A 24,879-nucleotide genomic window follows, 5' to 3' on the forward strand; every position below is an offset into this window, starting at 1 on the left:
CCGTGAGCAGCTTCTGCGCCGGGTGCCCGTAGCTGTTGTCGGCGCCGACCGAGATCAGCGCCACCCGCGCCCGGCTCGCCGCGACGAAGGCCGGGTCGACGTCACCGCTGCCGTGGTGCGGCACCTTGAGCACGTCAGCGGTGACGTCCACGCCGGAGGACCGCAGCCGCGCCTCCGCCTCGGCGCCGACGTCACCGGTGAGCAGCACCCGCAGTCCGCGGAGCTCCGCCCGGACGACCAGCGAGAGGTGGTTGGCATCCGCCCCCGGGGTCGCCTCGGCGGGGTCGGGGGCGAGCGCGTCGAAGACCGCCCCGCCCACCGTCCGCCGGTCACCCGGTCGCAGCTCGGCGTGCCGCCCACCCACCCGGTCCAGCAGCGCCAGGACCGCCGGCAGCCGGTCCTCGTCCGGGGTCAGCGTCCCGGTGACGACCTCGCCGACCTCGCGGCCGGTGAGCGCCCCCGGCAGGCCGGCGACGTGGTCGGCGTCCAGGTGCGAGAGCAGCACCAGGGGCAGCCGGTCGATGCCGAGCCGGTCCAGGCAGCCGTCGACCAGGGCGGCATCGGGCCCGGCGTCCACCAGCACGCCCTCCTGCGGCGCCGTCGGGAAGACCAGGGCATCGCCCTGCCCCACGTCGCAGGCGACCACCACGGTCTCCGGCAGCGGCCACCCCCGCCCGGCCTGTCGCAGCGGCCAGCCGATAACCACCGCCCCCAGCAGGGCGGCCAGGGCCAGCACCCGCAACCGTGGCCAGCGGACCAGCGCCCAGCCGGCCACCCCGAGCACGAGCGCCAGCGCCACCGCACCGGTCCGCCCGGCCGGCCAGGGAGTGGCGCCGTCCGGGATGGCGGCGGCTGTCCGGGCGACCAGGACCAGCCAGCGCACCGGCCACCCCGCGAGCCAGGTGAGCGCGTCCGCCCCCGTCCCGGTCAGCGGGGAGAGCAGGGCGGCCAACAGGCCGAGCACGGTCGCCGGCGCGACCACCGGGGCGGCGAGGAGGTTGGCCGGCAGCGACACCAGGCTCACCGCACCCGAGAGCGCCGCGACCAGGGGTGCGGTGGCCAGCCCGGCCGCCGCGCTCACCGCCACCGCATCGGCGACCGGCCGCGGCATCCGGTGGGCCCGCAGCCGGCGCGACCAGCCGGGCGCCAGCAGCACGATCGCGGCGGTCGCGGTGACCGACAGGGCGAAGCCGGGGTCACGTGCCAGCGTCGGGTCGATCAGCAGCAGCACCAGCACGCTCGCCGCCAGGGCCGGGACGGCGACCCGGCTGCGCCCCGAGGCGAGGGCCAGCAGCGCCACCGCACCCATGGCCGCGGCCCGCACCACGCTCGGCTCCGGCCGGGCCAGCACCACGAACCCGGCGATCGTCAGCACCCCGACGAGGGCCTGCAGTCGCCGGTCGCTCCCGCGCGCCCGGAGCGGAGCGAGCACCAGGCCCACCGCGATCGCCACGTTCGCTCCGGAGACCGCCAGCAGGTGGGACAGGCCGGACCGGCGGAACTCCTCGACGAGCACCGCGTCCAGACCGGAGGTGTCGCCGACGACCAGCCCCGGCAGCAACCCGGCCGCGGGTTCGGGCAACGTGCGGTCCGCCGCCTCCGCCAGCCCCGAGCGCAGCGCGCCGGCCGCCGACTGCACGGCTCCGGCGCTCCCCACCGGCCGGGGTGGCGCGCGCGCCGACAGCACCGCCGCCACGTCGTCGGTCGGGCCGGCCGGGCGCAGTGCGGCCCGCAGCGCCACCGACTGGCCGGGCAGCAGTCCACGCCACTCCTCCGCCGCGCCGAACAGCAGCACCCGGTCCCCGTCGGCGGGGTGTCCGTCGACCTCGCTGACCCGGCCGGTCACGAGCACCCGCTCGGGGCTGCTGCTCAGTGGCCGGGGGTCGGCACTGAGCCGGACGACCACCGGGACCACCGCACCCCGCGCGGCCAGCCCGGTCAGCGGTGACTCGGCCCGGGCCTGCCCCCGCACGCCGGCGAGGGCGCCGGTGACGGTGACCGCGGCCAGGCAGCCCACCACCACCAGCGCCGCGCCGGACCGGGGCGCCCGCCGGCCCAGCAGGAGGGCGGCCGCGGTCACCGCGGCAGCGGCCGCGCCGGCCAGGAGCAGGCCGGGTGGCAGGTGCGGGGCGATGAGCGTGAGCAGCCAGACGGTGGCCGCCGCCGGCACCAGCCGGAGGTCGAGCCAGCGCCAGCGGCCGACCGCGCGCACCCGGTGCACCCGGCCGTGCGTCGGCGGCCGTCGTCCGGCCGGCACGTCAGACCGTCACCCGGTCGACGAGCTCGGCGTAGATCGCCGGCCCGATGCCGTTCACGTCGTCCAGCTGCTCGACGCTCGTGAAGGGACCGTGGGTGCCCCGGTGGTCCACGATCCGCTGGGCGAGCACCGGACCGATCCCCGGCAGGGCGTCCAGCTCGGCCACCGTGGCCCGGTTGAGGTCCAGCGGCCCCCCGGCCGGTAGGCCACCCGGGGCCACCGCTGGGGCCACGACCTCCCCCGGCAGCCCCACGGCGATCTGCTCGCCGTCGACGAGCACCGCTGCCGCGTTGACCGACGCCGGATCGGCCTCCGGCAGCAGCCCTCCGGCCGCGGCCAGTGCATCGGCGACCCGGGAGCCCGCCGGCAGGGTCACCAGACCGGGCGAGCCGACCTGGCCGATCACGGAGACGACCACCTCGTCGCCGGCGGGTGGCGCGGTCGCGGCGGGCACCGCCGAGGGAGTCGCCTCGGGTGAGCCGGTGGACGCCGCCGGGCTGGACCCGGCGGGCACCTGGTCCACCCCCGGCCGGTCGACCCAGGTCCAGCCGACCACCACCGCGGCGGCCAGGACGGCGACCGCCCACAGCGTCCACGCACCCGACCGGCCCGGGTTCACCCGCGCGGCCGGGCCCGGCGCCCGGTGGCGCCCCAGCCCGGTCGGCAGGCCCGGCTCGTCCAGCGGTGTCGTCAGCGCGTCGTCCGGCGCCCAGGACGGACGACGCCGACCATCCGCCGTCCCGCCGTCGTGGTCGTCCGGCTCCCGGGCGTCCGGCCCGTCCTCGACGTCGTCGTCCTCGTCGGGGACCCAGCCGCCGGTGCGCTGCCCCTCGGCCAGCAGTGCCCGCAGCCGGGCACGGATGACGTCGTCGTCGCTGCGACGGGGCGAGGAGCGCACGCCGGGGACGCTAGGGACGGCGGGCGGCGGCCCGCACCGCCTCCGGGCAGGTTGTGGACGGAGGTCCCGGCTGTGGACGGCGGCGGGCGACCGGCTCGGGTACCCGGCGACGGTGGGCCGGTGCCGCCTCCCCGCCGCCCCCGGCTCCGGTCAGTCCTCGGCGCGCGCCGTCGGGTCGACGACCACCCCGACCGCCCCCGGGCCGACGTGGGCGCCGATCGCGGCCCCGAGCTCGCTGACGTGCAGCTCGCGCAGGCCGGGCAGGCGGGCGCACAGCTGCTCGGCGAGCCGTTCCGCCCGCTCGGGGGCGGCGAGGTGGTGCACGGCGGCGGCGACCGGGCGGTCCCCGGCGACCTCGGCGGCGCGCTGCACCAGCCGGCTGATCGCCCGGGCGGAGGTGCGCACCTTCTCCAGCGGGACGACCCGGCCGTCGGTCACGTGCAGCACCGGCTTGACCGCCAGCGCCGTGCCCAGCCACGCGGCCGCCGAGCCGATCCGGCCGCCGCGGCGCAGGTGCTCGAGGGTGTCGACGACGAAGAACGTGCGGGTGGCCGCGGCCGTCTCCCGGGCCGCCTGCGCCACCTGTTCCGCGCTGCCACCGGCGGCCGCCACCCGCGCCGCGGCCAGCACCGCGAACCCGTTGCCCATGGCCGCGGACCGGGAGTCCAGCACCGTGACCAGGTGCTCGCCCACCTGCCCGGCCGCCACCCGGGCGGCGTCCCAGGTGCCGGAGAGCTCACCGGACAGGTGCACCGAGACAACCCGGTCGGCGCCACCGGCGAGCAGCCGGCGGTAGGCGGCCACGAAGTCACCGGGGGTCGGCCGGGAGGTGGTGACGTGCCCGCCACGGACGGCCAGCGCGCGGGCCACCTCGGCCGAGGTGACGTCGCTGCCCTCGCGGCCGGACCGGCCGGCCAGCACCACGTACAGCGGCACGACCTCGATGCCCAGCTCGGTGACGATCTCCGCCGGCAGGTAGGCCGTGGAGTCGGTGACCACGGCGACGGACATGGGCGGAGGCTAACCGGCGCGGCGCCGGCCCTTCCCACCCGCAGGTCCCGGGGGACGGGAGAGCTGGGCCCTAGGCGTCGGCGTCCTGCGCCGGTGCCCCTTCCTCGGGGCTCGCGCCGGCGGCCGGCACCGGCGCGTCCGGCGCGTCGGACCCGGACCGGCCGCGGTCGCGGTGGGCGGACGGACCGCCCTCGACGGGACCGGGCGTGGGCACCGCGGTGTTGTGCCGCATCAGCCGCCAGCCGGACGCCTGGAACGCCACCTCGCTCCAGTGGCAGTTGCCGAGCGGCCCGAAGATCCTCCGGTGCTCCGGGCCGAGGTCCAGCAGCGCCTCGAGCAGCCGGCCCGCGGTGCCCCCGTGCGTCACCAGCACCGCCGTCTCGGCCGGCGGCAGGCCGGCCACCGCCGCCAGCGCCCGGCTCGCGACATCGGCCTGCAGCTCACCGCCGCGACCCGGCACCGGGCGCCCGGCGACCCACTCCGCGTACTGCTCGGGCAGCTGCTCGGCGACCTCCGCGCGGGTCAGCCCCTCCCAGCTCCCCAGGCCGTGCTCGCGCAGCCGGGGGTCGACCCGCACGGTCAGTCCGAGCAGCCGCGCCAGGGCAGCGGCGGTGTCCCGGGCGCGCTGCAGGTCGCTGGAGACCAGCACGGTGGTGGCCGGGTCCAGGCCCGCCGCCAGCACGGGAGCGGTGCGTGCGGCCTGGGTCCTCCCCTCGGCGTCCAGGGGCGGATCCAGCTGCCCCTGGAAACGCCCGCTGGCGTTCCACTCGGTGCGGCCGTGGCGCCACACCAGCAGCCGGCGGACCGGCGGGGTGCCGGGGACGGCCCCACTCACCGGTCGGTCGCGTCCGACCCGGCGTCCTCGGCGGACTCGTCGGCGGCACCGTCCTCGGCGGCAGCCTCCTCGTCGGCACCGTCCTCGCCACCACCGGGGGCCGCGGCCACCGACGCCTGCGCGGTGGGCGGCGCCGACCGGTCGACGAAGGGGATGACCGGGCAGTCCTTCCACAGCCGCTCGAGGGCGTAGTAGGCGCGTTCCTCGGCGTGCTGGACGTGCACGACGACGTCGACGAAGTCCAGCAGCACCCAGCGGGACTCCGCCACGCCTTCACGTCGCACGGGCTTCACCCCGTGCTCGCGCAGCCGCTCCTCGACCGCGTCGACGATGGACTGCACCTGGCGTTCGTTGGGGGCCGACGTCAGGACGAAGGCGTCGGTGATGGCGAGCCGGTCGCTGACGTCGACGATGGAGACGTCGGTGGCGAGCTTGTCCGCGGCGGCCTGCGCGGCGATCAGCGCGGTCTCTCGGGCCTCGGCCGAGGCGGTCATCGGGGTATCTCCTGCAGATCGGGGGACGGCGTGTCCCCGGGGGCTGGGTCGTCGGGCAACGTGGGCGCGGCGGGCTCGGGCCGGTGCCGGCCTGCGGTCGGGCGACCGACCGCGGGGCGTCCAGCGCGCTCGGTGCGGTACAGGCCGCGCTTCTCGATGTACTGCACCACACCGTCGGGGACCAGGTACCAGACCGGCCTGCCACGAGCGACCCGGTCGCGGCAGTCGGTGGAGCTGATCGCCAGCGCGGGCACCTCGACCAGGCTCACCGCTCCCGCCGGGAGGTCGGCGTCACCGAGCTGGTAGCCCGGCCGGGTCACCCCGACGAAGTGCGCCAGGTCGAACAGCTTGTCGGTGTCCCGCCAGCCGACGATCTGGGCCAGCGCGTCGGCGCCGGTGATGAAGAACAGCTCGCTGTCCGGGTGGTCGCGGTGCAGGTCGTTCAGGGTGTCGATGGTGTACGTGGCCCCACCGCGGTCGACGTCGACCCGGCTGACCGAGAAGCGTGGGTTGGAGGCCGTGGCGATCACCGTCATGAGGTAGCGGTCCTCGGCCGGGCTGACCCCGCGCTCGGACTTCTGCCAGGGCTGGCCGGTCGGGACGAACACGACCTCGTCGAGCCCGAACCGCTCGGCCACCTCACTGGCGGCCACCAGGTGCCCGTGGTGGATGGGGTCGAACGTGCCACCCATCACCCCGAGTCGACGCGCTGCCACCGACCGAGCCTAGCCCGGCGTCGGGAGATCCGGTCGCCCGACCACCGGATCCGGGGGGACCGGCGGTGCAGGGGCGGACGGCCGCCGTCGCGCGGGCCCGGGGACCGGCGCCCCCGTGCCGCCGGTCCCCCGCTGGGAGATCCCGGGTACCCGCGGGCGGCCGCCCGCCGCTGCACACCCTGACACATGTGGACGGTGCTGTCTCACATGCTGGGGTGGTGGGGACGCCGAGGACCGTCAGCGGATGTGGCCGCTGCCGGTCACCACGTAGGTGGTCGAGGTGAGCTCCGGCAGGCCCAGCGGTCCGCGGGCGTGCAGCTTCTGGGTGGAGATGCCGATCTCGGCGCCGAACCCGAACTCGCCGCCGTCGGTGAACCGGGTGGAGGCGTTGACGAGCACCGCGGCGGCGTCCACGCCCGCGGTGAAGGCGGCGATCGCCGAGGCGGAGTCGGCGACGATCGCCTCGGAGTGCCCGCTCCCCCACCGGGCGATGTGGTCCAGGGCCTGGGGCAGGTCGTCGACCACCCGCACCGCCATGTCCAGGGACAGGTACTCGGTGGCCCAGTCCTCGTCGGTGGCCGGGACGACGGCGTCGTGCGCCCCCCGGGCGGCCTCGTCGCCGTGCAGCGTCACCCCGGCCTCGGCGAGGGCCGCGAGCAGTCGCGGCAGGAACGGTACGTCGCGGTGCACCAGCAGCGTCTCCGCGGAGTTGCACACGCTGACCCGGGAGGTCTTGGCGTTCAGCACGATCGCCTCGGCCATCGCCGGGTCGGCCGAGGCGTCGACGTAGACGTGGCAGTTGCCGACGCCGGTCTCGATCACCGGCACGACGGCCTCGCGGACCACCCGCTGGATCAGCGACGCCCCGCCGCGCGGGATGACCACGTCGACCAGCCCGCGCGCGGCCAGCAGCTCCCCCACCGAGGCCCGGTCGGCCGGCAGCAGGGCGATCGAACCGGCGGGCAGACCGGCCTTCTCCGCGGCCTCGGTGAGCACGGCCACCAGCGCGGTGTTGGTGCGGTGCGCCGACGCCGACCCCCGCAGCAGCGCCGCGTTGCCGCTCTTCAGGCACAGCCCCGCGGCGTCGACGGTCACGTTGGGCCGCGCCTCGTAGACGATGCCCACCACCCCGAGCGGCACCCGGACCTGGCGCAGCTGGAGCCCGTTGGCCAGCGTCGAGCCGCGGACGACGTCCCCCACCGGATCGGGCAGCGCGATCAGCTGACGCAGCGCGTCCGCGACCGCCGCCACCCGCGGCCGGTCCAGCCGCAGCCGGTCGAGCACCGACGCCGGGGTGCCGTCGGCCGCGGCCGCCTCGACGTCGGCGGCGTTCGCGGTGAGCACCTCGTCGGCCCGCTCGACCAGCGCCTCGGCCATCGCGGCCAGCGCGGCGTCCTTGGTCTCGGTCGGCAGGGTGCGCAGCACGCGGGCGGCCTCGCGGGCACGCGCCGCGGCGGCGCCGATCAGCGGGAAGTCAGCGTCGGACACGACGCCGAGGTTACGCGGCGCCGTCGCACCGTGGCCTGCTCCAGGGGCCCGCCCCGAGCCTGCGAGGGGTGGGGAGGAGCAGGTCCTTCCGCTATGCCGGGGAGGGCGGCGAGGCTGCCTGGGAGGGCGGCGAGGCGTGGCGGGCGAGGCGGGAGCGGAGGTTGCTGCGCACCGCCGGCCACTCGTCGGAGGTGATCGAGAAGACGACCGTGTCCCGCAGCGACCCGTCTGGCTGGCGGCGGTGGTTGCGCAGCACGCCGTCCTGCTTGGCCCCGAGCGCGGCGATCGCCGTCCGGGACCGGCGGTTGTGCCAGTGCGTGCGGAACTCGACGGCGACGCAGCCGAGCACCTCGAACGCGTGCGCCAGGAGCAGCAGCTTGCTCTCGCTGTTCACCCCGGTGCGCTGGGCCGACGCCCGGGTCCAGGTGTAGCCGATCTCCAGCCGCGGGGTGGCCCGGTCGATGCCGCAGTAGGTGGTCACCCCGAGCGCGTCCCCGGTGCCGCGGCGGCGGACGACGAAGGGCAGCATCGTGCCCGCCTGCTGGGCGGCGAGCTTGGCCGCCACGTCATCGGCCATCGTCGCGGGCGTGGGCACCGAGGTGTACCAGAGCTCCCACAGCCGCCCGTCGGCCGCAGCGACCGCGAGGTCGGGGGCGTCGGACAGCGCCAGCGGAGCCAGCGTCACGAGGTCACCGATCAGCGGGACCGGCTCCCAGCCGGCCACCTCGGCCGCCGGCACGTCAGGCACGCAGCGCCCGCATGGCCTGCTTGCGGGGCTCGCCGGTCAGCCGGTCGACGAACAGCTTCCCGTCCAGGTGGTCGACCTCGTGCTGCAGACAGCGCGCCATCAGCCCGCTGCCCTCCAGCCGCAGCGGCTCCCCCTGCACGTCGAAGCCCTCGGCGACGCAGTGCATCGCCCGCACGGTGGGCGCGTAGAGCCCCGGGATGGACAGGCAGCCCTCGTCGTCGTCCTGCGTCTCCGCCGAGCGCTCGGTGATCACCGGGTTCACCAGGTGCCCGATCACGCCGTCGATGTTGTAGGAGAAGACCCGCAGGCCCACCCCGATCTGCGGAGCTGCCACCCCGGCCCGGCCGGGGTGGTCGACGGTCTCCTCCAGGTCGCGGACGAGCGCGGCGAGGTCGGAGTCGAAGGCGCGGATCGGGTCGGCCGGGGTGCGCAGCACCGGATCACCGATCTCACGGATGGGTCGCACGGTCACGCGGTCACCTCGCTGGCGCTCGCCGCCCGCGTGCCCCGGGGTGCTGCGCCTTCTCGTTCGCTCGCACGCTCGCTCACGCGACCCAGTGTCTCAGGCCGGTGCGCGACGCCCGACGAGCACCATCTCGTCGCGGTGGACCACCTCGCGGCGGTGCTCCGGGTCCAGGTCCCCGGTCTTGCGACCGAGCAGGTCGGGCAGCTCACGGGCGTCGTAGGCCACCAGGCCCCGGGCGACCACGACGCCGTCGGGGCCGACCAGCTCCACCGGGTCGTCGGCGAGGAACTCCCCGGCCACCCCGGTGATGCCCGCGGCCAGCAGCGAGGCGTGCCGCTCCCGGACGGCGCGCACCGCCCCGTCGTCGAGCAGCAGCCGCCCCCGGGGCCGGCTGGCGTAGCGCAGCCAGAACTGCCGGGCCGAGGGGCGCCGGCCGCTGGGCGCGAACAGGGTGCCCACCCGCTCCCCCGCCAGCGCCGCGGCCGCCTGCGGTGTGGAGGTGACGACGACGGGCACCCCGGCCGCCGAGGCGATGAACGCCGCCTCGACCTTGGTGGCCATGCCGCCGGTGCCCACGCCGTTGCGGCTGGCCGATCCGAGGGTGACCGCCGCCAGGTCCTCTCGGCTGCGCACGGTGTCGACGAGTTGGGCCGGGCCGGTGCGCGGGTCGCCGTCGTAGACCCCGTCGACGTCGGAGAGCAGCACCAGCGCGTCGGCGACCGCCAGGTGCGCCACCAGCGCGGCGAGCCGGTCGTTGTCGCCGAACCGGATCTCCTCGGTGGCGACCGTGTCGTTCTCGTTGACGATCGGCAGGACGCCCAGGGCGAGCAGCCGCTCGACGGTCTGCCGGGCGTTGCGGTAGTGGCTGCGCCGGGTGAGGTCGTCGGCGGTCAGCAGGACCTGCCCGACGGTCACCCCGTGCCGGGTGAAGGCGTCGGCGTAGGTCTGCACCAGACGCAGCTGCCCGACGCTGGCCGCCGCCTGCGCGGTGGCCAGGTCACGGGGGCGGCTGTCCAGGCCGAGCGGGGCGAGCCCGGCGGCGATCGCGCCGGAGGAGACCAGCACGACCTCCCGGCCGGCGGCGCGCAGCGCCCCCAGCACGTCGACCAGCGCGCGCAGCCGGTCCTCGTCCAGCCCACCGGGCAGCGTGGTCAGCGACGAGGACCCGACCTTCACGACCACCCGCTGCGCGCCGGCGATCTCCGCCCGCACGCTCACCGGTCGCTGTCGCCCTCGAGGAGCTCCTGGTCGAAGGAGCCGTCGGCGTCGGCGAGCTCGTAGGGCAGCCGCCGGGCCTTCTTGGCGGCCAGCCGCTCGTCGGCGGAGAGCCGGGTGTTGTTGTCCAGCCGGGCGTCGGTGCCCCGGCCGCCCAGACCGGCGGTCTCCTCGACGCTGAGGGTGCCGGCCGGCAGCGTCGGCTCCCAGTCGAAGGTGACGTCGCCGACGGTGACGGCATCGCCGGGGACGGCGCCGACCTTGGCCAGCTCCTCCTCCACGCCCAGCCGGTTGAGCCGGTCGGCGAGGTAGCCGACGGCCTCGTCGTTGGTGAAGTCGGTCTGCCGGACCCACCGCTCGGGCCGCACACCACGCACCAGCCAGCCGTCGGTGCGCGGGTCGGGCTCGACGGTGAAGCCGCCGTCGTCGACCGCGCGCGGCGTGATGGTGATCGGTGCCGCCGGCAGCTCGGGCAGCGCGGCCCGGTGCTCCTCGACGGCGGCGGCGAGCGCGAAGCCCAGCTCGGCCAGGCCCTCGCCGGTGACCGCGCTGATCGGGAAGACGGTCAGGCCACGCTCCTCGAGCGAGGTGCGGACCAGGTCGACCAGCTCCCGGGCGTCGGGAACGTCGATCTTGTTGAGCACGGCGATCCGCAGCCGGCCCACCAGGTCCAGTTCCTCGCCGCCGTACTCGCGCAGCTCGTGCTCGAGCGCCTCGATGTCGGTCTCCGGGTCGCGCCCGGGGTCCATCGTGGCCATGTCGATGACGTGCACCAGCACCGCGCAGCGCTCGACATGCCGGAGGAACTCCAGCCCCAGGCCCTTGCCCACCGATGCACCGGGGATGAGCCCGGGGACGTCGGCCATCGTGTACGTGGTGTCACCCGAGCGGATCACGCCCAGCTGCGGGACGAGCGTGGTGAACGGGTAGTCGGCGATCTTCGGCCGGGCCGCGGACATCGCGGCCACCAGCGAGGACTTGCCCGCCGAGGGGTAACCCACCAGGCCGACGTCGGCGATGCTCTTGAGCTCCAGGACGGCGTCGACGGCCTCCCCGGGCTCACCGAGCAGGGCGAAGCCGGGGGCCTTGCGGCGGGCGTTGGCCAGCGCGGCGTTGCCGAGCCCGCCCTTGCCGCCGCGGGCCAGCACGAACCGGGCGCCGTTGCCGACCAGGTCGACCACGGCCTCCCCGCGGATGGTCACCACGGTGCCGGAGGGGACGCGGAGCACGAGGTCCTCACCGCGGCCACCGTTGCGGTAGTTGCCCGCGGCCTGCTTGCCGTTGCCGGCCTTCTGGTGCGGGCGGTGGTGGAAGTCCAGCAGGGTGTGCACGCTGGGGTCGACCTCGATGACGACGTCGCCGCCGTCGCCGCCGTTCCCGCCGTCGGGCCCACCCAGGGGCTTGAACTTCTCGCGGTGGACGGAGCTGACCCCGTTGGCACCCTTGCCTGCGGCCACGTGAACCGTCACGCGGTCGACGAAAGCGGCCATGATCGCCGCCTCTCTGCGTCTACGGCCGAACTGTGCCTACATGTGGGAACGGGTGGCGGCGCCGGTGTCCGGCGCCGCCACCCGTTGAAGAACCCCGTGCTCCTCAGCCCTCGTTCCTCGGGCCGAGCCTCGGCATGGGGCCGGTAAGCCCTTAGACCCCGGCGGTCTCGACCGCGGCGACCGAGACGACCCGGCGGCCGCGACGGTGACCGAAGGTCACCGCACCCGGCTCCAGGGCGAACAGCGTGTCGTCCTTGCCGCGGCCGACGCCCAGACCCGGGTGGAAGTGGGTGCCGCGCTGGCGGACGATGATCTCGCCGGCCTTCACGACCTGGCCACCGAACCGCTTCACGCCGAGGCGCTGAGCGTTCGAGTCGCGGCCGTTACGGGAGGACGAGGCGCCCTTCTTGTGTGCCATGTCGTCGTCAGCCCTTCGTGATGTCGCGGACCACGACGCTGGTCAGGGGCTGACGGTGCCCCTGCCGCTTGTGGTAACCGGTCTTGTTCTTGAACTTGTGGATCTTGATCTTCGGGCCCTTGCCGTGCTCGACGATCTCGCCGGTCACGGTCACGCCGGCGAGCGCCTGCGCGTCCGAGGTGACGGTGTCGCCGTCGACCAGCAGCAGGGCCGGAAGGGTGATCGTGTCACCGGCCTCCCCGGAGAGGCGGTTGATGGTGAGCGTGTCACCCACACCCACCTTGTGCTGCGCTCCACCGGCCTTGACGACTGCGTACACCACTGACTCCTCGATCGGTTCCTGTTGTCCAGCACTGTGTCCTGCGCGCACACCGGCACGGGGGCCAGGAGCTGGACGGGCCGCCGACCTCTGCTGAGGTGATGCGCGAGGCACTCGACGTGCCTCCGCGCAGCGGCAACCCGGCCAGCGTACCCGAGCCCGGGCATCCGGGTCGAACGTGGTCTAGCGACCGGCCCCGCTCACGAGGCCGGCGGGCCGGCCGGGCGGGAGGCCGCCCGGCGGCGCCGCGGCCGGGCTGCCGCGGGGGCTGCCGGGTCGGGGACGGGATCGGTGGCCGTGACCACCGGCTCCGCCACCGGCTGCGGGGCGACGACGACCGGCGGCACCGGGGCGTCGGGTGCCACGACGGGCCGCGACTCCTCGACCGCCGGCACCTCGTCCGGCCCGACGGCCGGAGCCGGCGGGACCTCCGCGACCCGGCCGGCCAGCAGCATGTCCGGCGTGGCCGTCTCCGCGGCGCCGGCGCCCGGCGTCGGGGTCCCGGTCGCGCCCTCGCTCGGGACCTCGACCGGTTCCACCAGGACCGCGGCGGCCTCACCTGCCGGCGGCGCCACGGGCTCCTCGTCCGCACCCGCGGAGGCGAGCACCGCGGCGTCCGCGGCTGCCCGGGCCTCCCCGGACTGCCCGCGCCCGCGGCGTCCCCGGCTGCGCCGGCTGCTGCGGCCCTCGGTGCCGGACTCGCCGCCCGACTCCTCGGCGCCGGCAGCGGCCTCGGTCGACGGCGCGAGGTCGGCGGTGACGTCGACCTCGCTGCCGGAGGACTCCGTACCGGAGTCCGTGCCCGGGTCCTTCCCGGAGTCCCTGCCCGAGTCCCGGCCCGAGTCCCTGCCCGAGTCCTTGTCCTTGCCGGAGTTCTTCCCGGCGTTGTCCTTGCCGGCGCTGTCCTTGCCGCCGCTGTCCTTGCCGGCGTTGTCAGCCCGCTGCTGGTCGCGGTTGCGGCCGCCACCGTTGCCGCCGCCACCGTTGCCCGGCCCGCTGCTCCCGCCGTTGCCGTTGCCGTTGCCGCCACCGCGACGCTCGCCGACCGGCTCGGTGTGCACCAGCACACCGCGGCCGCGGCAGTGGTCACACGGCTCGGAGAAGACCTCCAGCAGGCCCTGGCCGACCCGCTTGCGGGTCATCTGCACCAGGCCCAGGGAGGTGACCTCGGCGACCTGGTGCTTGGTGCGGTCGCGACCGAGGCACTCGGTGAGCCGCCGCAGCACGAGGTCGCGGTTGCTCTCCAGGACCATGTCGATGAAGTCGATGACGATGATCCCGCCGATGTCCCGCAGCCGGAGCTGGCGGACGATCTCCTCGGCGGCCTCGATGTTGTTCCGGGTGACCGTCTGCTCCAGGTTGCCGCCGGAGCCGGTGAACTTCCCGGTGTTGACGTCGACCACGGTCATCGCCTCGGTGCGGTCGATGACCAGCGACCCACCCGAGGGCAGCCACACCTTGCGGTCCAGCGCCTTGGCCAGCTGCTCGTCGATGCGCAGGTCGCGGAAGACGTCGCCGGTGCCGGTGTAGCGCTGCAGCCGCCCGGACAGCTCCGGGGAGACGTGCGCGACGTAGGCCTCGACGGTGTCCCAGGCGTCGTCGCCCTGCACGACCAGCCGCTTGAAGTCCTCGTTGAAGACGTCGCGGATGACCCGGATGGCCAGGTCCGGCTCGCCGTAGAGCAGCGTCGGTGCGCTGCTGGTCGAGGACGCCTTGGTCTGGATGACCTCCCACTGCGCCTGCAGCCGGGCCACGTCGCGGGTGAGCTCCTCCTCCGAGGCGCCCTCCGCCGCGGTCCGGATGATCACGCCGGCGTCCTCGGGGACGATCTTCTTGAGGATGTCCTTGAGCCGGGTGCGCTCCTTGTCCGGCAGCTTCCGGCTGATGCCGGTCATCGAGCCGCCGGGCACGTAGACCAGGAAGCGGCCCGGCAGGTTGATCTGCTGGGTGAGCCGGGCGCCCTTGTGGCCGATCGGGTCCTTGGTGACCTGCACCAGGACCTTGTCGCCGGACTTCAGCGCGGTCTCGATGGAGCGCGACTTGCCGGTCAGGCCGGCGGCGTCCCAGTTGACCTCACCGGCGTACAGGACGGCGTTGCGGCCCTTGCCGACGTCGACGAACGCCGCCTCCATGCTGGGCAGCACGTTCTGCACCCGGCCGAGGTAGACGTTGCCGGCGAACGAGGTGGCCTGCGCCTGGGTGACGTAGTGCTCGACCAGGACGTCGTCCTCGAGGACGGCGATCTGGGTGCGCTCGCCGTGCTGCCGGATGACCATGGCCCGGTCGACGGCCTCGCGGCGGGCGAGGAACTCGGACTCGGTGAGGATCGGGGCGCGGCGGCGACCGCCGTCCCGACCCTCCCGGCGGCGCTGCCGCTTGGCCTCGAGCCGGGTCGAGCCGGCCACGCCCTTGACGTCGTCCTCGCTGCTGACCCGGCCGTTGCGCCCGGCCCGCTCGGGGCGGTCGTCGGCGTCCTCGGCGGTGTCGTCACCGGTCTCGCCGCTGCTGCCCCGGCGACGGCGCCGCCGCCGGCGACGGGTGCTGGAGGCACTGCCGCCCTCGGCGTCGTCGTCGTTGTCCTCGGCGTCGTCGGCGCCGCCGGACTCCTGGGTGTCGTCGCTGTCCCCGGCGTCGTCCCGGCGGGTCTCGCCGGCGGCCTGCTCGGGCGCGTCGTCGTCGCTGTCGCCCGAGTCGTCACCGGTCCGGCCACGACCGCGGCCGCGGCGGCCCCGGCGACGTCGCCGGCTGCTGCCCGCGCCGCCGTCGTCGCCGTCGCGGTCATCGGTGTCGCGGTCGTCGGTGTCCTGCTCGTCGGTGTCCTGCTCGTCGTCGGACCGGTCAGCCTGCGCCTCGGCCGCGGCCAGCACGGCGACGTCCTCGGCGTCCGGGGTGGTGTCCTCGGCGTCCGCCGGACGGCGCCGGCGGGAGCGACGCGGCGGCGCGGCCGGCTGCTCGTCGCGGTCGGCCGGGGGCGCGGCGACCTCCGGGTCGGCCGGGGACTCGGCCTCGGTGCGGCGGCTGCGCCGACGCGGTGAGCCGGCCTCCGGCTCGGGCGGGGCCATGAAGCTGATGAAGGCCGGCGCCACCGGCGGGGCCGCCGGCGGCGGGGCGACCGAGTCGGGGTCGGCGGCCAGCGCCGGGCGGGTGGCCCGGCGGCGCGGGCGCGCGGTGACGGCAGTGGGCTCCGGGGAGCTGAACTGGGCACCGAAGCGGGGAGCCTCGGGCTCGGGCTCCTCCGCCCGCTGGGACGACACCGGCGCGGCGTCGGGGACCTCGGCCGCCGCGTCCTGGACGGTCTCGTCCTCGGCCGGCGACTCCTCGTCGGGCTCCTCGGCCGGGGGCTGCGGTGCGGTCACCGCGCCGGTCTCCTCGGCCGGCCCCGGGCCGGGCGGCGCGGCGGCCGGCTGGGCCTCCGATGCCTCGGTGGTGTTGTCGTTCTCGTCGATGCGGTCGGCCACGAAGGGCTCGCCTCCTGGTGCGCTCCCGGGCGCCGATCGTCTCCGACTGGCGGCCGCGCAGGAACGCGGGTTGGGCGGGTCGGGCGGCCACACCGAGGTGCGGCGGGGTCGGCCGGCCCGCGAAGTCTGATCGAGCTCCGGCCGGTGCGGCTGGGGCCCGGTGGTGCAGCATGATCGCGGGTGGTGCGGTGGTGCAGAGCTCTTGGGTCGCGCCACGGCTGGCAGACGTGTCGCAGACGGCGTCCGGCACCCGGTCCCGCCGGGTCAGACCCCCGCGCGCTCCTCCTGGCAGCAGGAACGCACCGCACGATCTGGTCCGAGCGGGTCGGCGACGTCACCACTCTCGTCGAGCCGGCCCTGCGCCTCACGCACGGCCCGTGGGGGCGACGGCGGGTGCAGGTCGGCGACGACAGCCAGGGCAGCCATCACGTCGTCCGGTCGCACGGTCGGCGTGAGCTGCCGTACGACCACCTGCAGTATGGCACAACCTGTGTCACCGGCCACCGACGCGCGCACGACGGCGGCCCGGACGTCGACGTCCTTGGTGCCGGTCTTGGCCCGCTTGGTGACCGTCACCGACTCGCGGGCGAGCAGCTCGGCGAGGGCAGCGGAGAGCTCCGCCGGGGCCACACCGGGCAGGTCGATCCGCCAGCGGGTCGCGTCCAGCCGGTCGGCGAGCGAGCCGCTCCCCTCCCCCGCCTCGACGCACTCCAGCACGTCGATGCCCGGCGGCAGCGACGCGTCGAGGGCGGCGCGCACCTGTTCCGGGTCGCGCCGCTGGGAGAGACCGATCTCGACGTACTCGGCCTCCGACGCGGCGCCAGTGGGCGCGGCGCCCATGTAGGAGATCTTGGGGTGCGGGCTGAACCCCGCGGAGAAGGCCATCGGCACCTGGGCCCGGCGCAGGGCACGCTCCAGCGCCCGGGCGAGGTCGCGGTGCGAGGCGAAGCGAAGCGGCCCGCGCTTGGTGTAGCGCAGCCGCAGCTTCTGCACCGTCGGCGGCGGGGGCGGGCCCTCGGGCTGGCGGGCCACTACCGGACGACCGTGAGCGGCAGCAGGCTGCGCCCGGTCGGGCCGATCTGGATCTCGGTGCCCATCGTCGGGCAGACACCGCAGTCGTAGCAGCCGGTCCACCGGCAGTCACCGACCTCCTCCTCGGAGATCGCCTCCTGCCAGTCCTCCCAGAGCCACTCCTTGTCCAGCCCGGAGTCCAGGTGATCCCAGGGCAGCACCTCGTGCTCGGTGCGCTCCCGGGTCGTGTACCAGTCCAGGTCGACGCCGAACGGGGCGAGCTCCGCGGCAGCCGCTGCCGTCCAGCGGTCGAAGGAGAAGTGCTCGCTCCAGCCGTCGAAGTGGCCGCCGTCGCGCCACACCCGCTCGATGACCCGGCCGACCCGGCGGTCGCCCCGGGACAGCAGCCCCTCGATCACCCCGGGCTTGCCGTCGTGGTAGCGCAGCCCGATGGAGCGGCCGATCCGGCGGTCGGCGTTGATCGCCTCGCGCAGGATCCGCAGCCGGTGGTCGATCGTCTCGGCGCTGGCCTGGCCGGCCCACTGGAACGGGGTGTGCGGCTTGGGCACGAAGCCACCGATGGAGACGGTGCAGCGGATGTCCTTGCTGCCGCTGGCCTCCCGGCCGGCGCGGATCACCTCGACCGCGAGCTCCGCGATCTCCAGCACGTCCTCGTCGGTCTCGGTGGGCAGACCGCACATGAAGTAGAGCTTCACCTGGCGCCAGCCGTTGGCGTAGGCCGTGGTGACCGTGCGGACCAGGTCCTCCTTGGACACGGTCTTGTTGATCACCCGGCGGATGCGCTCGCTGCCGCCCTCGGGGGCGAAGGTCAGCCCGGAGCGGCGGCCGTTGCGGGACAGCTCGTTGGCCAGGGTCACGTTGAAGGCGTCGACCCGGGTGCTCGGCAGGGACAGGCCGGTGTTCGTGCCCTCGTACCGGTCGGCGAGCTCCTTGGCCAGCTGGCCGATCTCGGAGTGGTCGGCGCTGCTCAGCGAGAGCAGGCCCACCTCCTCGTAACCGGTGGCCTTCAGCCCGGCGTCGACCATCGACCCGATGCCGGTGATCGTGCGCTCGCGGACGGGACGGGTGATCATCCCGGCCTGGCAGAACCGGCAGCCGCGGGTGCAGCCGCGGAAGATCTCCACGCTCATCCGCTCGTGCACGCTCTCGGCGAGCGGCACCAGCGGCTGCTTGGGGTAGGGCCACTCGTCGAGGTCCATGACGGTGCGCTTGCCGACCCGCGCCGGGACGTCGTCGCGGGTGCGCAGCACCTCGGCGATCGTGCCGTCGGCGCCGTAGGTGACCGCGTAGAAGCGCGGCACGTAGACGCCGTCGACCCGGGACAGCCGGGCCAGCAGCTCGACCCGCCCGCCGGGGCGGCCCTGCGCCTTCCACGCGGCGACGACGTCGGTGATGTCACCCACGACCTGCTCGCCGTCGCCGAGCACCGCGCAGTCGACGAAGTCGCTGACCGGCTCGGGGTTGAACGCGGCGTGCCCGCCGGCGACGACGACCGGGTGGGTCTCGTCGCGGTCGACGGCGTGCAGCGGCACCCCGGCGAGGTCGAGGGCCTCGAGCAGGTTGGTGTAGCCCAGCTCGGTGGCGAAGCTGACCCCGAGCACGTCGAAGTCGCGCACCGCCCGGTGGCTGTCGACGGTGAACTGGCCGACGCCGTGCTCGCGCATGAGCGTGGCCAGGTCGGGCCAGACGGCGTAGGTGCGCTCGGCCAGGGCGTCGGGGCGCTCGTTGAGCACCTCGTAGAGGATCATCAGGCCCTGGTTGGGCAGGCCGACCTCATAGGCGTCGGGGTACATCAGCGCCCAGTGGACGGCGACGGACTCCCAGGGCTTCACCTGGGCGTTCAGTTCACCGCCGACGTACTGGATCGGCTTCTGGACCTGGGCGAGCAGGGGCTCGAGGCGGGGGTACAGGGACTCACCAGTCATGACCTGCCCAGGGTAGACCGCGGGGCCCCGTCGCTCGCGGGCGACGGGGCCCCGTGCGGCTCTCGCTCAGCCCAGCTGGGGGAAGAACAGCGCGATCTCGCGCGCGGCCGACTCGGGCGAGTCCGAGCCGTGCACGATGTTGGCCTGCACCTCCAGGGCGAAGTCGCCGCGGATGGTGCCCGGGCCGGCCTTGACCGGGTCGGTCGCGCCGGCCAGGGCGCGGAAGGCCTCGATGGCCCGCGGGCCCTCGACGACCAGGGCCATCAGCGGGGCGCTGGTGATGAACTCCACCAGCGAGCCGAAGAACGGCCGCTCGCGGTGCTCGGCGTAGTGGGTCTCGGCGACCTCGGCGGTCAGCGTGCGCAGCTCGGCGGCGACCAGGCGCAGGCCCTTGGCCTCGAGCCGGGCGATCACCTGGCCGACCAGGCCGCGGGCCACGCCGTCGGGCTTGACCAGGACGAGGGTGCGCTCAGCGGTGGGTGCAGACACGGGCGGGAGCGTACGGGACGCCGTCCGTCAACCGCGGTTGACAGCCTTCGCGTGTCAACCTACGTTGACGACATGCCCACTCCCACCGCCGTCACCGCCGCCGCGGCGGCCGACGACCCGGCCACCGGGCTGCGCGCCATCCGGGCGCTGCGCGAGCTGGCCGACCGACTGGAGGTCCTCCAGGTCTCCAGCGCCCGCGACCGCGGGTGGTCCTGGCAGCAGATCGCCGACGCGCTGGGCGTCAGCCGGCAGGCGGTCCACAAGAAGCACGCCCGCACCAGGAAGGACGACTGAGGTGTTCGAACGATTCACCGACGAGGCCCGTCGCGCCGTGGTCGTCGCCCAGGAGGAGGGACGCGGACTGCGCGCCGAGCAGATCGAGCCGGTCCACCTGCTGCTGGCCCTCACCCGGGACCCGGGCACCGGCGGCCAGGTGCTGCGCGAGAGCGGCCTCACGCACACCGCGGTCCGCGATGCGGTCCTGCGGTCCGGCGGCCCCCTGGACGCCGACGCCCTGGCCACCCTCGGCATCGACCTGGACTCCGTCCGCGCCGCCACCGAAGCGGCCTTCGGGCCCGGCGCACTGGACGCGCCGGGACCCGCCGGGCACATGCCCTTCACCCGGGGCAGCAAACAGGCGCTGGAGCAGGCCCTGCGGTTCGCCGTCCGGCGCAAGGAACGGCGGATCGAGGCCCGGCACCTGCTCTTCGGCGTGCTGGCCGTGGCCGACCCGACCGTCGTCCGGGTGGTGCAGCAACTCGGCACCGACTCCGGCGCACTGCGCGGCCGGCTGGACGGCAGCGACGCCGCCTGACGTCAGGTCAGCGGGCGAGGTCCATCCGGGCCATGTGGCGCCACAGCTCCTGGTCCTTGTCACTGAGCCCGTTCCAGCAGTCGAAGCTGTTGCGGGCGTGCAGCTCCTTGGCCCGGCGCTCGACGGCGTTCTCGGGCAACCGGAACCGGACGCGCGCGGCGTAGTCGACGATGGTCGTGCTGATCGGCCCGGCAGGGGCGATCACCGGCTCGTCCGTGGTGCTCCGCCGCACCTTCCGGCCGGGCACGTCGTGGCTGCCCCCGCAGCAACTCCCGTGGTCCGCCATGGTCCTCCCCCGTCCCCACCGGCGCTCACCGGAGCGTCATCGTCTCCGCACCGTCGGTGACGGCAAGCTTCGCGCACCTCTCGCCCCAGGCGCCTGCGCGGTCGCCCGTTCGGGTGAGGCCCCGCGGGCTCAGGCGACGGGCGGTGCGGCCGGGGGTGAGCCGAACGCGGTACCCAGCAGCTCCTTGCGGATCTGCAGCAGGTAGAGCCAGATGAGCAGGAAGACCCCGCCGACGAACCACATCGCCGCCCCGAGCAGGCCGGTCAGCACCAGCGGCACCTGCAGGACGGTGCCGATCAGCAGCCCCTGCGGCCGGCGCTGCAGCCCGCTGGCCAGCACCAGCACGGCGGCCAGGGCCAGCACCGACCACAGGCCGACGTCGGAGAGCCCGGTCTCGGTCGGCGCGAACGCCCGCGGCACGAACAGCACGGCGATCCCCTCCAGGAACAGGATCGCCGCGGCCGCCCCGTTCAGCGCCCGCCCCGCGCGGACCGGGTCGGGCGCTGTCACGCCCGCCGGCCGGCGAGCAACGTGCGGGCCTCGCCGGCGGTGATCACGCTGCCGGTGATCAGCACCCCCGAGCCGCCCAGCGCGTCGTCCGGCCCGGCCTCGGCCAGTTCGATCGCCGACTCCAGCGCCTCGGTCAGCCGCGGGTGCACGCTGACCCGGTCGGCGCCGAAGACGTCGACGGCCAGCGCGCCCAGCTCGTCGGCGGGCATCGCGCGGGCCGAGCTGTTCTGCGTGACGACCAGCTCGGCGCACAGCGGCTCGAGCGCCTCGAGGATCCCGCTCACGTCCTTGCCGACGACCACCCCGACCACGCCGACCAGCCGGGTGAAGTCGAAGGACTCGCGCACCGCGTCGACGGTCGCCGCCATCCCGGCCGGGTTGTGCGCGGCGTCGATGATCACCGTCGGCGAGGTGCGCACCCGCTCGAGCCGACCGGGCGACCGCACCCCGGCGAAGGCCTCCCGGACGACGTCCTGGGCGACCGGCCCGCTGGCCGCGCCGGCCCCCAGGAACGCCTCGACCGCGGCCAGCGCCACGGCGGCGTTCTGCGCCTGGTGCGCGCCGAACAGCGGCAGGAACACCTCGTCGTACTCCCCGCCGAGGCCCTGCAGGCGCACCTGCTGGCCGCCGACGGCCACCCGCCGCTCCAGCACCCCGAACTCGGTGCCCTCGCGGGCCACGGAGGCGTCCACCTCGATGGCCCGGCGGACCAGCGCCTCCAGGGCACCGGCCGGCTGGTGGGCCAGCACCGCCACCGACTCGGCCTTGATGATCCCGGACTTCTCGGTGGCGATCGTGGCGACGTCGGGGCCGAGGTACTCGGCGTGGTCGAGGGAGACCGGGGTGACGACGGCGACCCGCGCGTCGACGACGTTCGTCGCGTCCCAGGTGCCGCCCATGCCCACCTCGACGACGGCGACGTCCACCGGGGTCTCGGCGAAGGCCGCGTAGGCCAGGGCGACCGTGACCTCGAAGAACGACATCGGCACGTCCCCGCCGGCGTCGACCATCTGCACGTAGGGCGCGATGTCGTCGTGGACCTCGACGAACCGCTCGGCGCTGATCGGCTCGCCGTCGATGACGATCCGCTCGCGCACCGTCTCCAGGTGCGGGCTGGTGAACCGGCCCACGCGCAGGCCGAAGCCGCGCAGCAGCTCGTCGATCATCCGCGCCGTCGACGTCTTGCCGTTGGTGCCGGTGACCTGGATGACGGGGAACGCGCGGTGCGGCGAACCGAGCAGGTCGACCAGCGCGGTGATGCGGGTCAGCGACGGTTCGAGCCGGTTCTCCGGCCAGCGCGCCAGGAGCGCCTGCTCGACCCGGGCCAGCTCATGGTCCCCGGCCGCCTGCCCTGGGGGAATGGAGGTGCTCATCGCTCTTAGGATGCCAGTCATGGTCGCTGACACCCGAGCCCCCGAGAGCACGGCCCCGGGAGCCGGTGGCGCCGTACCCGACAAGCCCTCCCTGGAGGGGCTGGAGTCCACGTGGGTCACCCGCTGGGCCGAGCAGGGCACCTACGCCTTCGACCGGGCCGCGGCGCTGTCGGCCCCCCGGGCCCAGACGTACGCCATCGACACCCCGCCGCCGACCGCCAGCGGCTCGCTGCACGTCGGGCACGTGTTCAGCTACACGCACACCGACATCATCGCCCGCTACCAGCGGATGCGCGGCAAGCACGTCTTCTACCCGATGGGCTGGGACGACAACGGCCTGCCGACCGAGCGGCGCGTGCAGAACTATTACGGGGTCCGCTGCGACCCCTCACTCCCCTACGACCCGGCGTTCGAGCCCCCGGCCAAGCCCGGCAAGGACCAGCAGCCGATCTCCCGGCGGAACTTCGTCGAGCTCTGCGAGCAGCTGACCGCGGTCGACGAGGCGGAGTTCGAGAAGCTCTGGCGCCGGGTGGGCCTGTCGGTCGACTGGTCGAACGTGTACCGGACGATCTCCGAGAGCTCCCGGGCCACCGCGCAGAAGATGTTCCTGCGCAACCTCGCCCGCGGGGAGGCCTACGCCCAGGAGGCGCCGACCCTCTGGGACGTCACCTTCCGCACCGCGGTCGCGCAGGCCGAGCTGGAGGACCGGGAGCGCCCCGGCGCCTACCACCGGATCGGCTTCACCGGCCCCTCCGGGGACCCGGTGTTCATCGAGACCACCCGGCCCGAGCTGCTGCCGGCCTGCGTCGCGCTGGTCGCCCACCCCGACGACGAGCGCTACCAGCCGCTGTTCGGCAAGACGGTCACCACGCCGCTGTTCGGCGTCGAGGTGCCGGTCGTGGCGCACCGGCTGGCCGAGCCGGACAAGGGCTCGGGCATCGCGATGATCTGCACCTTCGGCGACCTCAACGACGTCACCTGGTGGCGGGAGCTGCAGCTGCCCACCCGCGCCGTCATCGGCTGGGACGGCCGCTTCGTCGCCGAGCCGCCGGCCGACGTGCCCGCCGACGTCTACGCCGAGCTGGCCGGCAAGACCTCCTTCAGCGCGCAGCAGCGCATCGTCGAGCTGCTGCGCGAGTCCGGCGACCTGGTCGGTGACCCGAAGCCGATAACGCACCCGGTGAAGTTCTTCGAGAAGGGCGAGCGCCCGCTGGAGATCGTCACCACGCGGCAGTGGTACATCCGCAACGGCGGCCGGGACGCCGACCTGCGCGATGCGCTCGTCGCCCGGGGCCGGGAGATCCAGTGGGTGCCCGAGCACATGCGGCACCGCTACGAGAACTGGGTCGAGGGGCTCAACGGCGACTGGCTGGTCAGCCGGCAGCGCTTCTTCGGCGTGCCGTTCCCGGTCTGGTACCCCCTCGACGCCGACGGCGAGCCCGACTACTCGGCGCCGCTGCTCGCGCCGGAGGAGTCGCTGCCGGTCGACCCCTCCTCCGACGTCCCGGCGGGCTACACCGAGGACCAGCGCGGGAAGCCGGGCGGCTTCATGGCCGACCCCGACGTGATGGACACCTGGGCGACCTCGTCGCTGTCCCCGCAGGTCGCCTCGGGCTGGGACACCGACCCGGAGCTGTTCGCGCACGTCTTCCCGATGGACCAGCGGCCGCAGGCGCACGACATCATCCGCACCTGGCTGTTCTCCACCGTCGTCCGCTCGCACTACGAGCACGGCACCGTGCCGTGGACGCACGCCACGATCTCCGGCTTCGTCGTCGACCCCGACCGGAAGAAGATGTCGAAGTCGAAGGGGAACGCCACCACCCCGATCGACGTGCTGGAGCGCTACGGCACCGACGCCGTGCGCTGGCGTGCCGCCGGGGCGCGACCGGGTGCCGACTCGCCGTTCGACGAGGCGCAGATGAAGGTCGGCCGGCGGCTGGCCATGAAGCTGCTCAACGTCGGCAAGTTCGTGCTGGGCCTGGGGGCGTCGACGGCGCTGACCGCCGACCAGGTCACCGAGCCGATCGACCGCGGGCTGCTGGCCTCGCTCGCGTCGGTCGTCGACGAGACCACCGCGGCGATGGAGGCCTACAACTACAGCCGAGCGCTGGAGGTCACCGAGGCGTTCTTCTGGTCCTTCTGCGACGACTACGTGGAGCTGGTGAAGTCCCGCGCCTACGGCACCGGGGCGGCGGCCACCTCCGCGCAGGCCACGCTCGCGATCGCGCTGTCGGTGCAGCTGCGGCTGTTCGCGCCGGTGCTGCCCTTCGTCACCGAGGAGGTCTGGTCCTGGTGGCAGACCGGCTCGGTGCACCGCGCGCTGTGGCCGGCCGCCCCCGAGCTGCCCACCGGCGGTGACCCCGCGGTGCCGGCGGTGGCCGCCGAGGTGCTGTCCGGCGTCCGCAAGGCGAAGTCCGACGCGAAGGCGTCGATGCGCGCCGACGTCGCCACGACCACGGTGACCGCGCCGGAGGCCCGGGTGGCCGCCATCGAGGCGGCCCGCGGTGACCTGGTGGACGCCGGGCGGATCGCGGAGCTGTCGATCGTGGCCGGCGAGGGCCCGCTGCGCGTCGACGTCACCCTCGCCGAGTGAGCTCCCCGCTCCGTTGAACGTCAGCGGCCCAGAACCAGCCG

At 75.0% G+C, this 24,879-nt stretch carries 22 protein-coding genes and 1 pseudogene; 3 read left to right on the top strand and 20 right to left on the bottom strand.

Annotated features, from left to right (window positions below; translation table 11 throughout):
* Nucleotides 1–118: 118 nt before the first annotated feature.
* The 17 genes and pseudogenes from ACI79U_RS05035 to ndk all read right to left on the bottom strand — a co-directional run.
* Nucleotides 119–2,257: pseudogene (locus ACI79U_RS05035) on the bottom strand (ComEC/Rec2 family competence protein); the annotation flags it as partial.
* Nucleotide 2,258: 1 nt separating this feature from the next.
* Entirely contained in the window at nt 2,259–3,155 is an 897-nt protein-coding gene (locus ACI79U_RS05040; protein WP_457067884.1) for a ComEA family DNA-binding protein, read from the bottom strand.
* Nucleotides 3,156–3,305: 150 nt separating this feature from the next.
* Nucleotides 3,306–4,166 carry a DegV family protein gene (locus tag ACI79U_RS05045; protein ID WP_457067886.1) on the bottom strand — a complete coding sequence of 287 codons (861 nt, stop codon included), beginning with the start codon at nt 4,164–4,166 and terminating at the stop codon, nt 3,306–3,308.
* Between the two features lie 70 nt (nt 4,167–4,236).
* Nucleotides 4,237–5,001, bottom strand: coding sequence for a histidine phosphatase family protein (locus tag ACI79U_RS05050; RefSeq protein ID WP_457067889.1), 765 nt, complete (start codon nt 4,999–5,001; stop codon nt 4,237–4,239).
* Nucleotides 4,998–5,495, bottom strand: a complete 498-nt coding sequence (gene rsfS / locus ACI79U_RS05055) for a ribosome silencing factor (protein ID WP_457067891.1) — start codon at nt 5,493–5,495, stop codon at nt 4,998–5,000. Before rsfS ends, ACI79U_RS05050 begins: the two co-directional genes overlap by 4 nt.
* Nucleotides 5,492–6,211 carry a nicotinate-nucleotide adenylyltransferase gene (nadD, locus tag ACI79U_RS05060; RefSeq protein WP_457067894.1) on the bottom strand — a complete coding sequence of 240 codons (720 nt, stop codon included), beginning with the start codon at nt 6,209–6,211 and terminating at the stop codon, nt 5,492–5,494. The genes rsfS and nadD overlap by 4 nt, the downstream gene beginning before the upstream one ends.
* Nucleotides 6,212–6,448: 237 nt before the next feature.
* Complete coding sequence (locus ACI79U_RS05065) at nt 6,449–7,699, bottom strand: glutamate-5-semialdehyde dehydrogenase (RefSeq protein ID WP_457067896.1); 1,251 nt, start codon at nt 7,697–7,699, stop codon at nt 6,449–6,451.
* A gap of 91 nt (nt 7,700–7,790) precedes the next feature.
* On the bottom strand, nt 7,791–8,447 hold the full coding sequence (locus tag ACI79U_RS05070; protein ID WP_457067898.1) for a GNAT family N-acetyltransferase: 657 nt from the start codon (nt 8,445–8,447) through the stop codon (nt 7,791–7,793).
* Complete coding sequence (def, locus tag ACI79U_RS05075; protein ID WP_457067901.1) at nt 8,440–8,919, bottom strand: peptide deformylase; 480 nt, start codon at nt 8,917–8,919, stop codon at nt 8,440–8,442. The genes ACI79U_RS05070 and def overlap by 8 nt, the downstream gene beginning before the upstream one ends.
* Before the next feature lie 90 nt (nt 8,920–9,009).
* Nucleotides 9,010–10,131 (bottom strand): glutamate 5-kinase, encoded by a 1,122-nt coding sequence (gene proB, locus ACI79U_RS05080; RefSeq protein ID WP_457067903.1) that lies wholly within the window; start codon nt 10,129–10,131, stop codon nt 9,010–9,012.
* A complete protein-coding gene (gene obgE / locus ACI79U_RS05085) occupies nt 10,128–11,618 on the bottom strand; it encodes a GTPase ObgE (RefSeq protein ID WP_457067905.1) in 1,491 nt (496 codons plus the stop codon). The genes proB and obgE overlap by 4 nt, the downstream gene beginning before the upstream one ends.
* A gap of 151 nt (nt 11,619–11,769) precedes the next feature.
* Nucleotides 11,770–12,036, bottom strand: a complete 267-nt coding sequence (rpmA, locus tag ACI79U_RS05090; protein ID WP_457069071.1) for a 50S ribosomal protein L27 — start codon at nt 12,034–12,036, stop codon at nt 11,770–11,772.
* A 7-nt stretch (nt 12,037–12,043) separates the two neighbouring features.
* Nucleotides 12,044–12,355, bottom strand: a complete 312-nt coding sequence (rplU, locus tag ACI79U_RS05095; RefSeq protein ID WP_457069068.1) for a 50S ribosomal protein L21 — start codon at nt 12,353–12,355, stop codon at nt 12,044–12,046.
* Nucleotides 12,356–12,555: 200 nt separating this feature from the next.
* Nucleotides 12,556–15,813, bottom strand: a complete 3,258-nt coding sequence (locus tag ACI79U_RS05100; RefSeq protein WP_457069066.1) for an Rne/Rng family ribonuclease — start codon at nt 15,811–15,813, stop codon at nt 12,556–12,558.
* Between the two features lie 264 nt (nt 15,814–16,077).
* Nucleotides 16,078–16,845 carry a TIGR03936 family radical SAM-associated protein gene (locus tag ACI79U_RS05105; RefSeq protein WP_457069064.1) on the bottom strand — a complete coding sequence of 256 codons (768 nt, stop codon included), beginning with the start codon at nt 16,843–16,845 and terminating at the stop codon, nt 16,078–16,080.
* A complete protein-coding gene (locus ACI79U_RS05110) occupies nt 16,845–18,770 on the bottom strand; it encodes a TIGR03960 family B12-binding radical SAM protein (RefSeq protein WP_457069062.1) in 1,926 nt (641 codons plus the stop codon). Before ACI79U_RS05110 ends, ACI79U_RS05105 begins: the two co-directional genes overlap by 1 nt.
* A gap of 66 nt (nt 18,771–18,836) precedes the next feature.
* Nucleotides 18,837–19,259, bottom strand: a complete 423-nt coding sequence (gene ndk, locus ACI79U_RS05115) for a nucleoside-diphosphate kinase (RefSeq protein ID WP_153360659.1) — start codon at nt 19,257–19,259, stop codon at nt 18,837–18,839.
* A gap of 72 nt (nt 19,260–19,331) precedes the next feature.
* On the opposite strand from ndk, the gene ACI79U_RS05120 reads away from it, so the two are divergent.
* Nucleotides 19,332–19,553, top strand: a complete 222-nt coding sequence (locus ACI79U_RS05120; RefSeq protein WP_457069060.1) for a helix-turn-helix domain-containing protein — start codon at nt 19,332–19,334, stop codon at nt 19,551–19,553.
* Between the two features lies 1 nt (nt 19,554).
* Nucleotides 19,555–20,073 carry a Clp protease N-terminal domain-containing protein gene (locus ACI79U_RS05125; RefSeq protein ID WP_457069058.1) on the top strand — a complete coding sequence of 173 codons (519 nt, stop codon included), beginning with the start codon at nt 19,555–19,557 and terminating at the stop codon, nt 20,071–20,073.
* 7 nt (nt 20,074–20,080) lie between these two features.
* On the opposite strand, the gene ACI79U_RS05130 is transcribed toward ACI79U_RS05125, so the two are convergent.
* From ACI79U_RS05130 to folC, 3 genes are all read right to left on the bottom strand, one after another.
* Nucleotides 20,081–20,278 carry a hypothetical protein gene (locus ACI79U_RS05130; RefSeq protein WP_457069056.1) on the bottom strand — a complete coding sequence of 66 codons (198 nt, stop codon included), beginning with the start codon at nt 20,276–20,278 and terminating at the stop codon, nt 20,081–20,083.
* Between the two features lie 210 nt (nt 20,279–20,488).
* A complete protein-coding gene (locus ACI79U_RS05135) occupies nt 20,489–20,869 on the bottom strand; it encodes a DUF4233 domain-containing protein (protein WP_457069054.1) in 381 nt (126 codons plus the stop codon).
* On the bottom strand, nt 20,866–22,242 hold the full coding sequence (gene folC / locus ACI79U_RS05140; protein ID WP_457069052.1) for a bifunctional tetrahydrofolate synthase/dihydrofolate synthase: 1,377 nt from the start codon (nt 22,240–22,242) through the stop codon (nt 20,866–20,868). Before folC ends, ACI79U_RS05135 begins: the two co-directional genes overlap by 4 nt.
* Nucleotides 22,243–22,261: 19 nt before the next feature.
* On the opposite strand from folC, the gene valS reads away from it, so the two are divergent.
* Nucleotides 22,262–24,838, top strand: coding sequence for a valine--tRNA ligase (gene valS / locus ACI79U_RS05145; RefSeq protein ID WP_457069050.1), 2,577 nt, complete (start codon nt 22,262–22,264; stop codon nt 24,836–24,838).
* Nucleotides 24,839–24,879 lie beyond the last annotated feature (41 nt).

Source organism: Modestobacter sp. SYSU DS0904 (genome assembly GCF_054051115.1).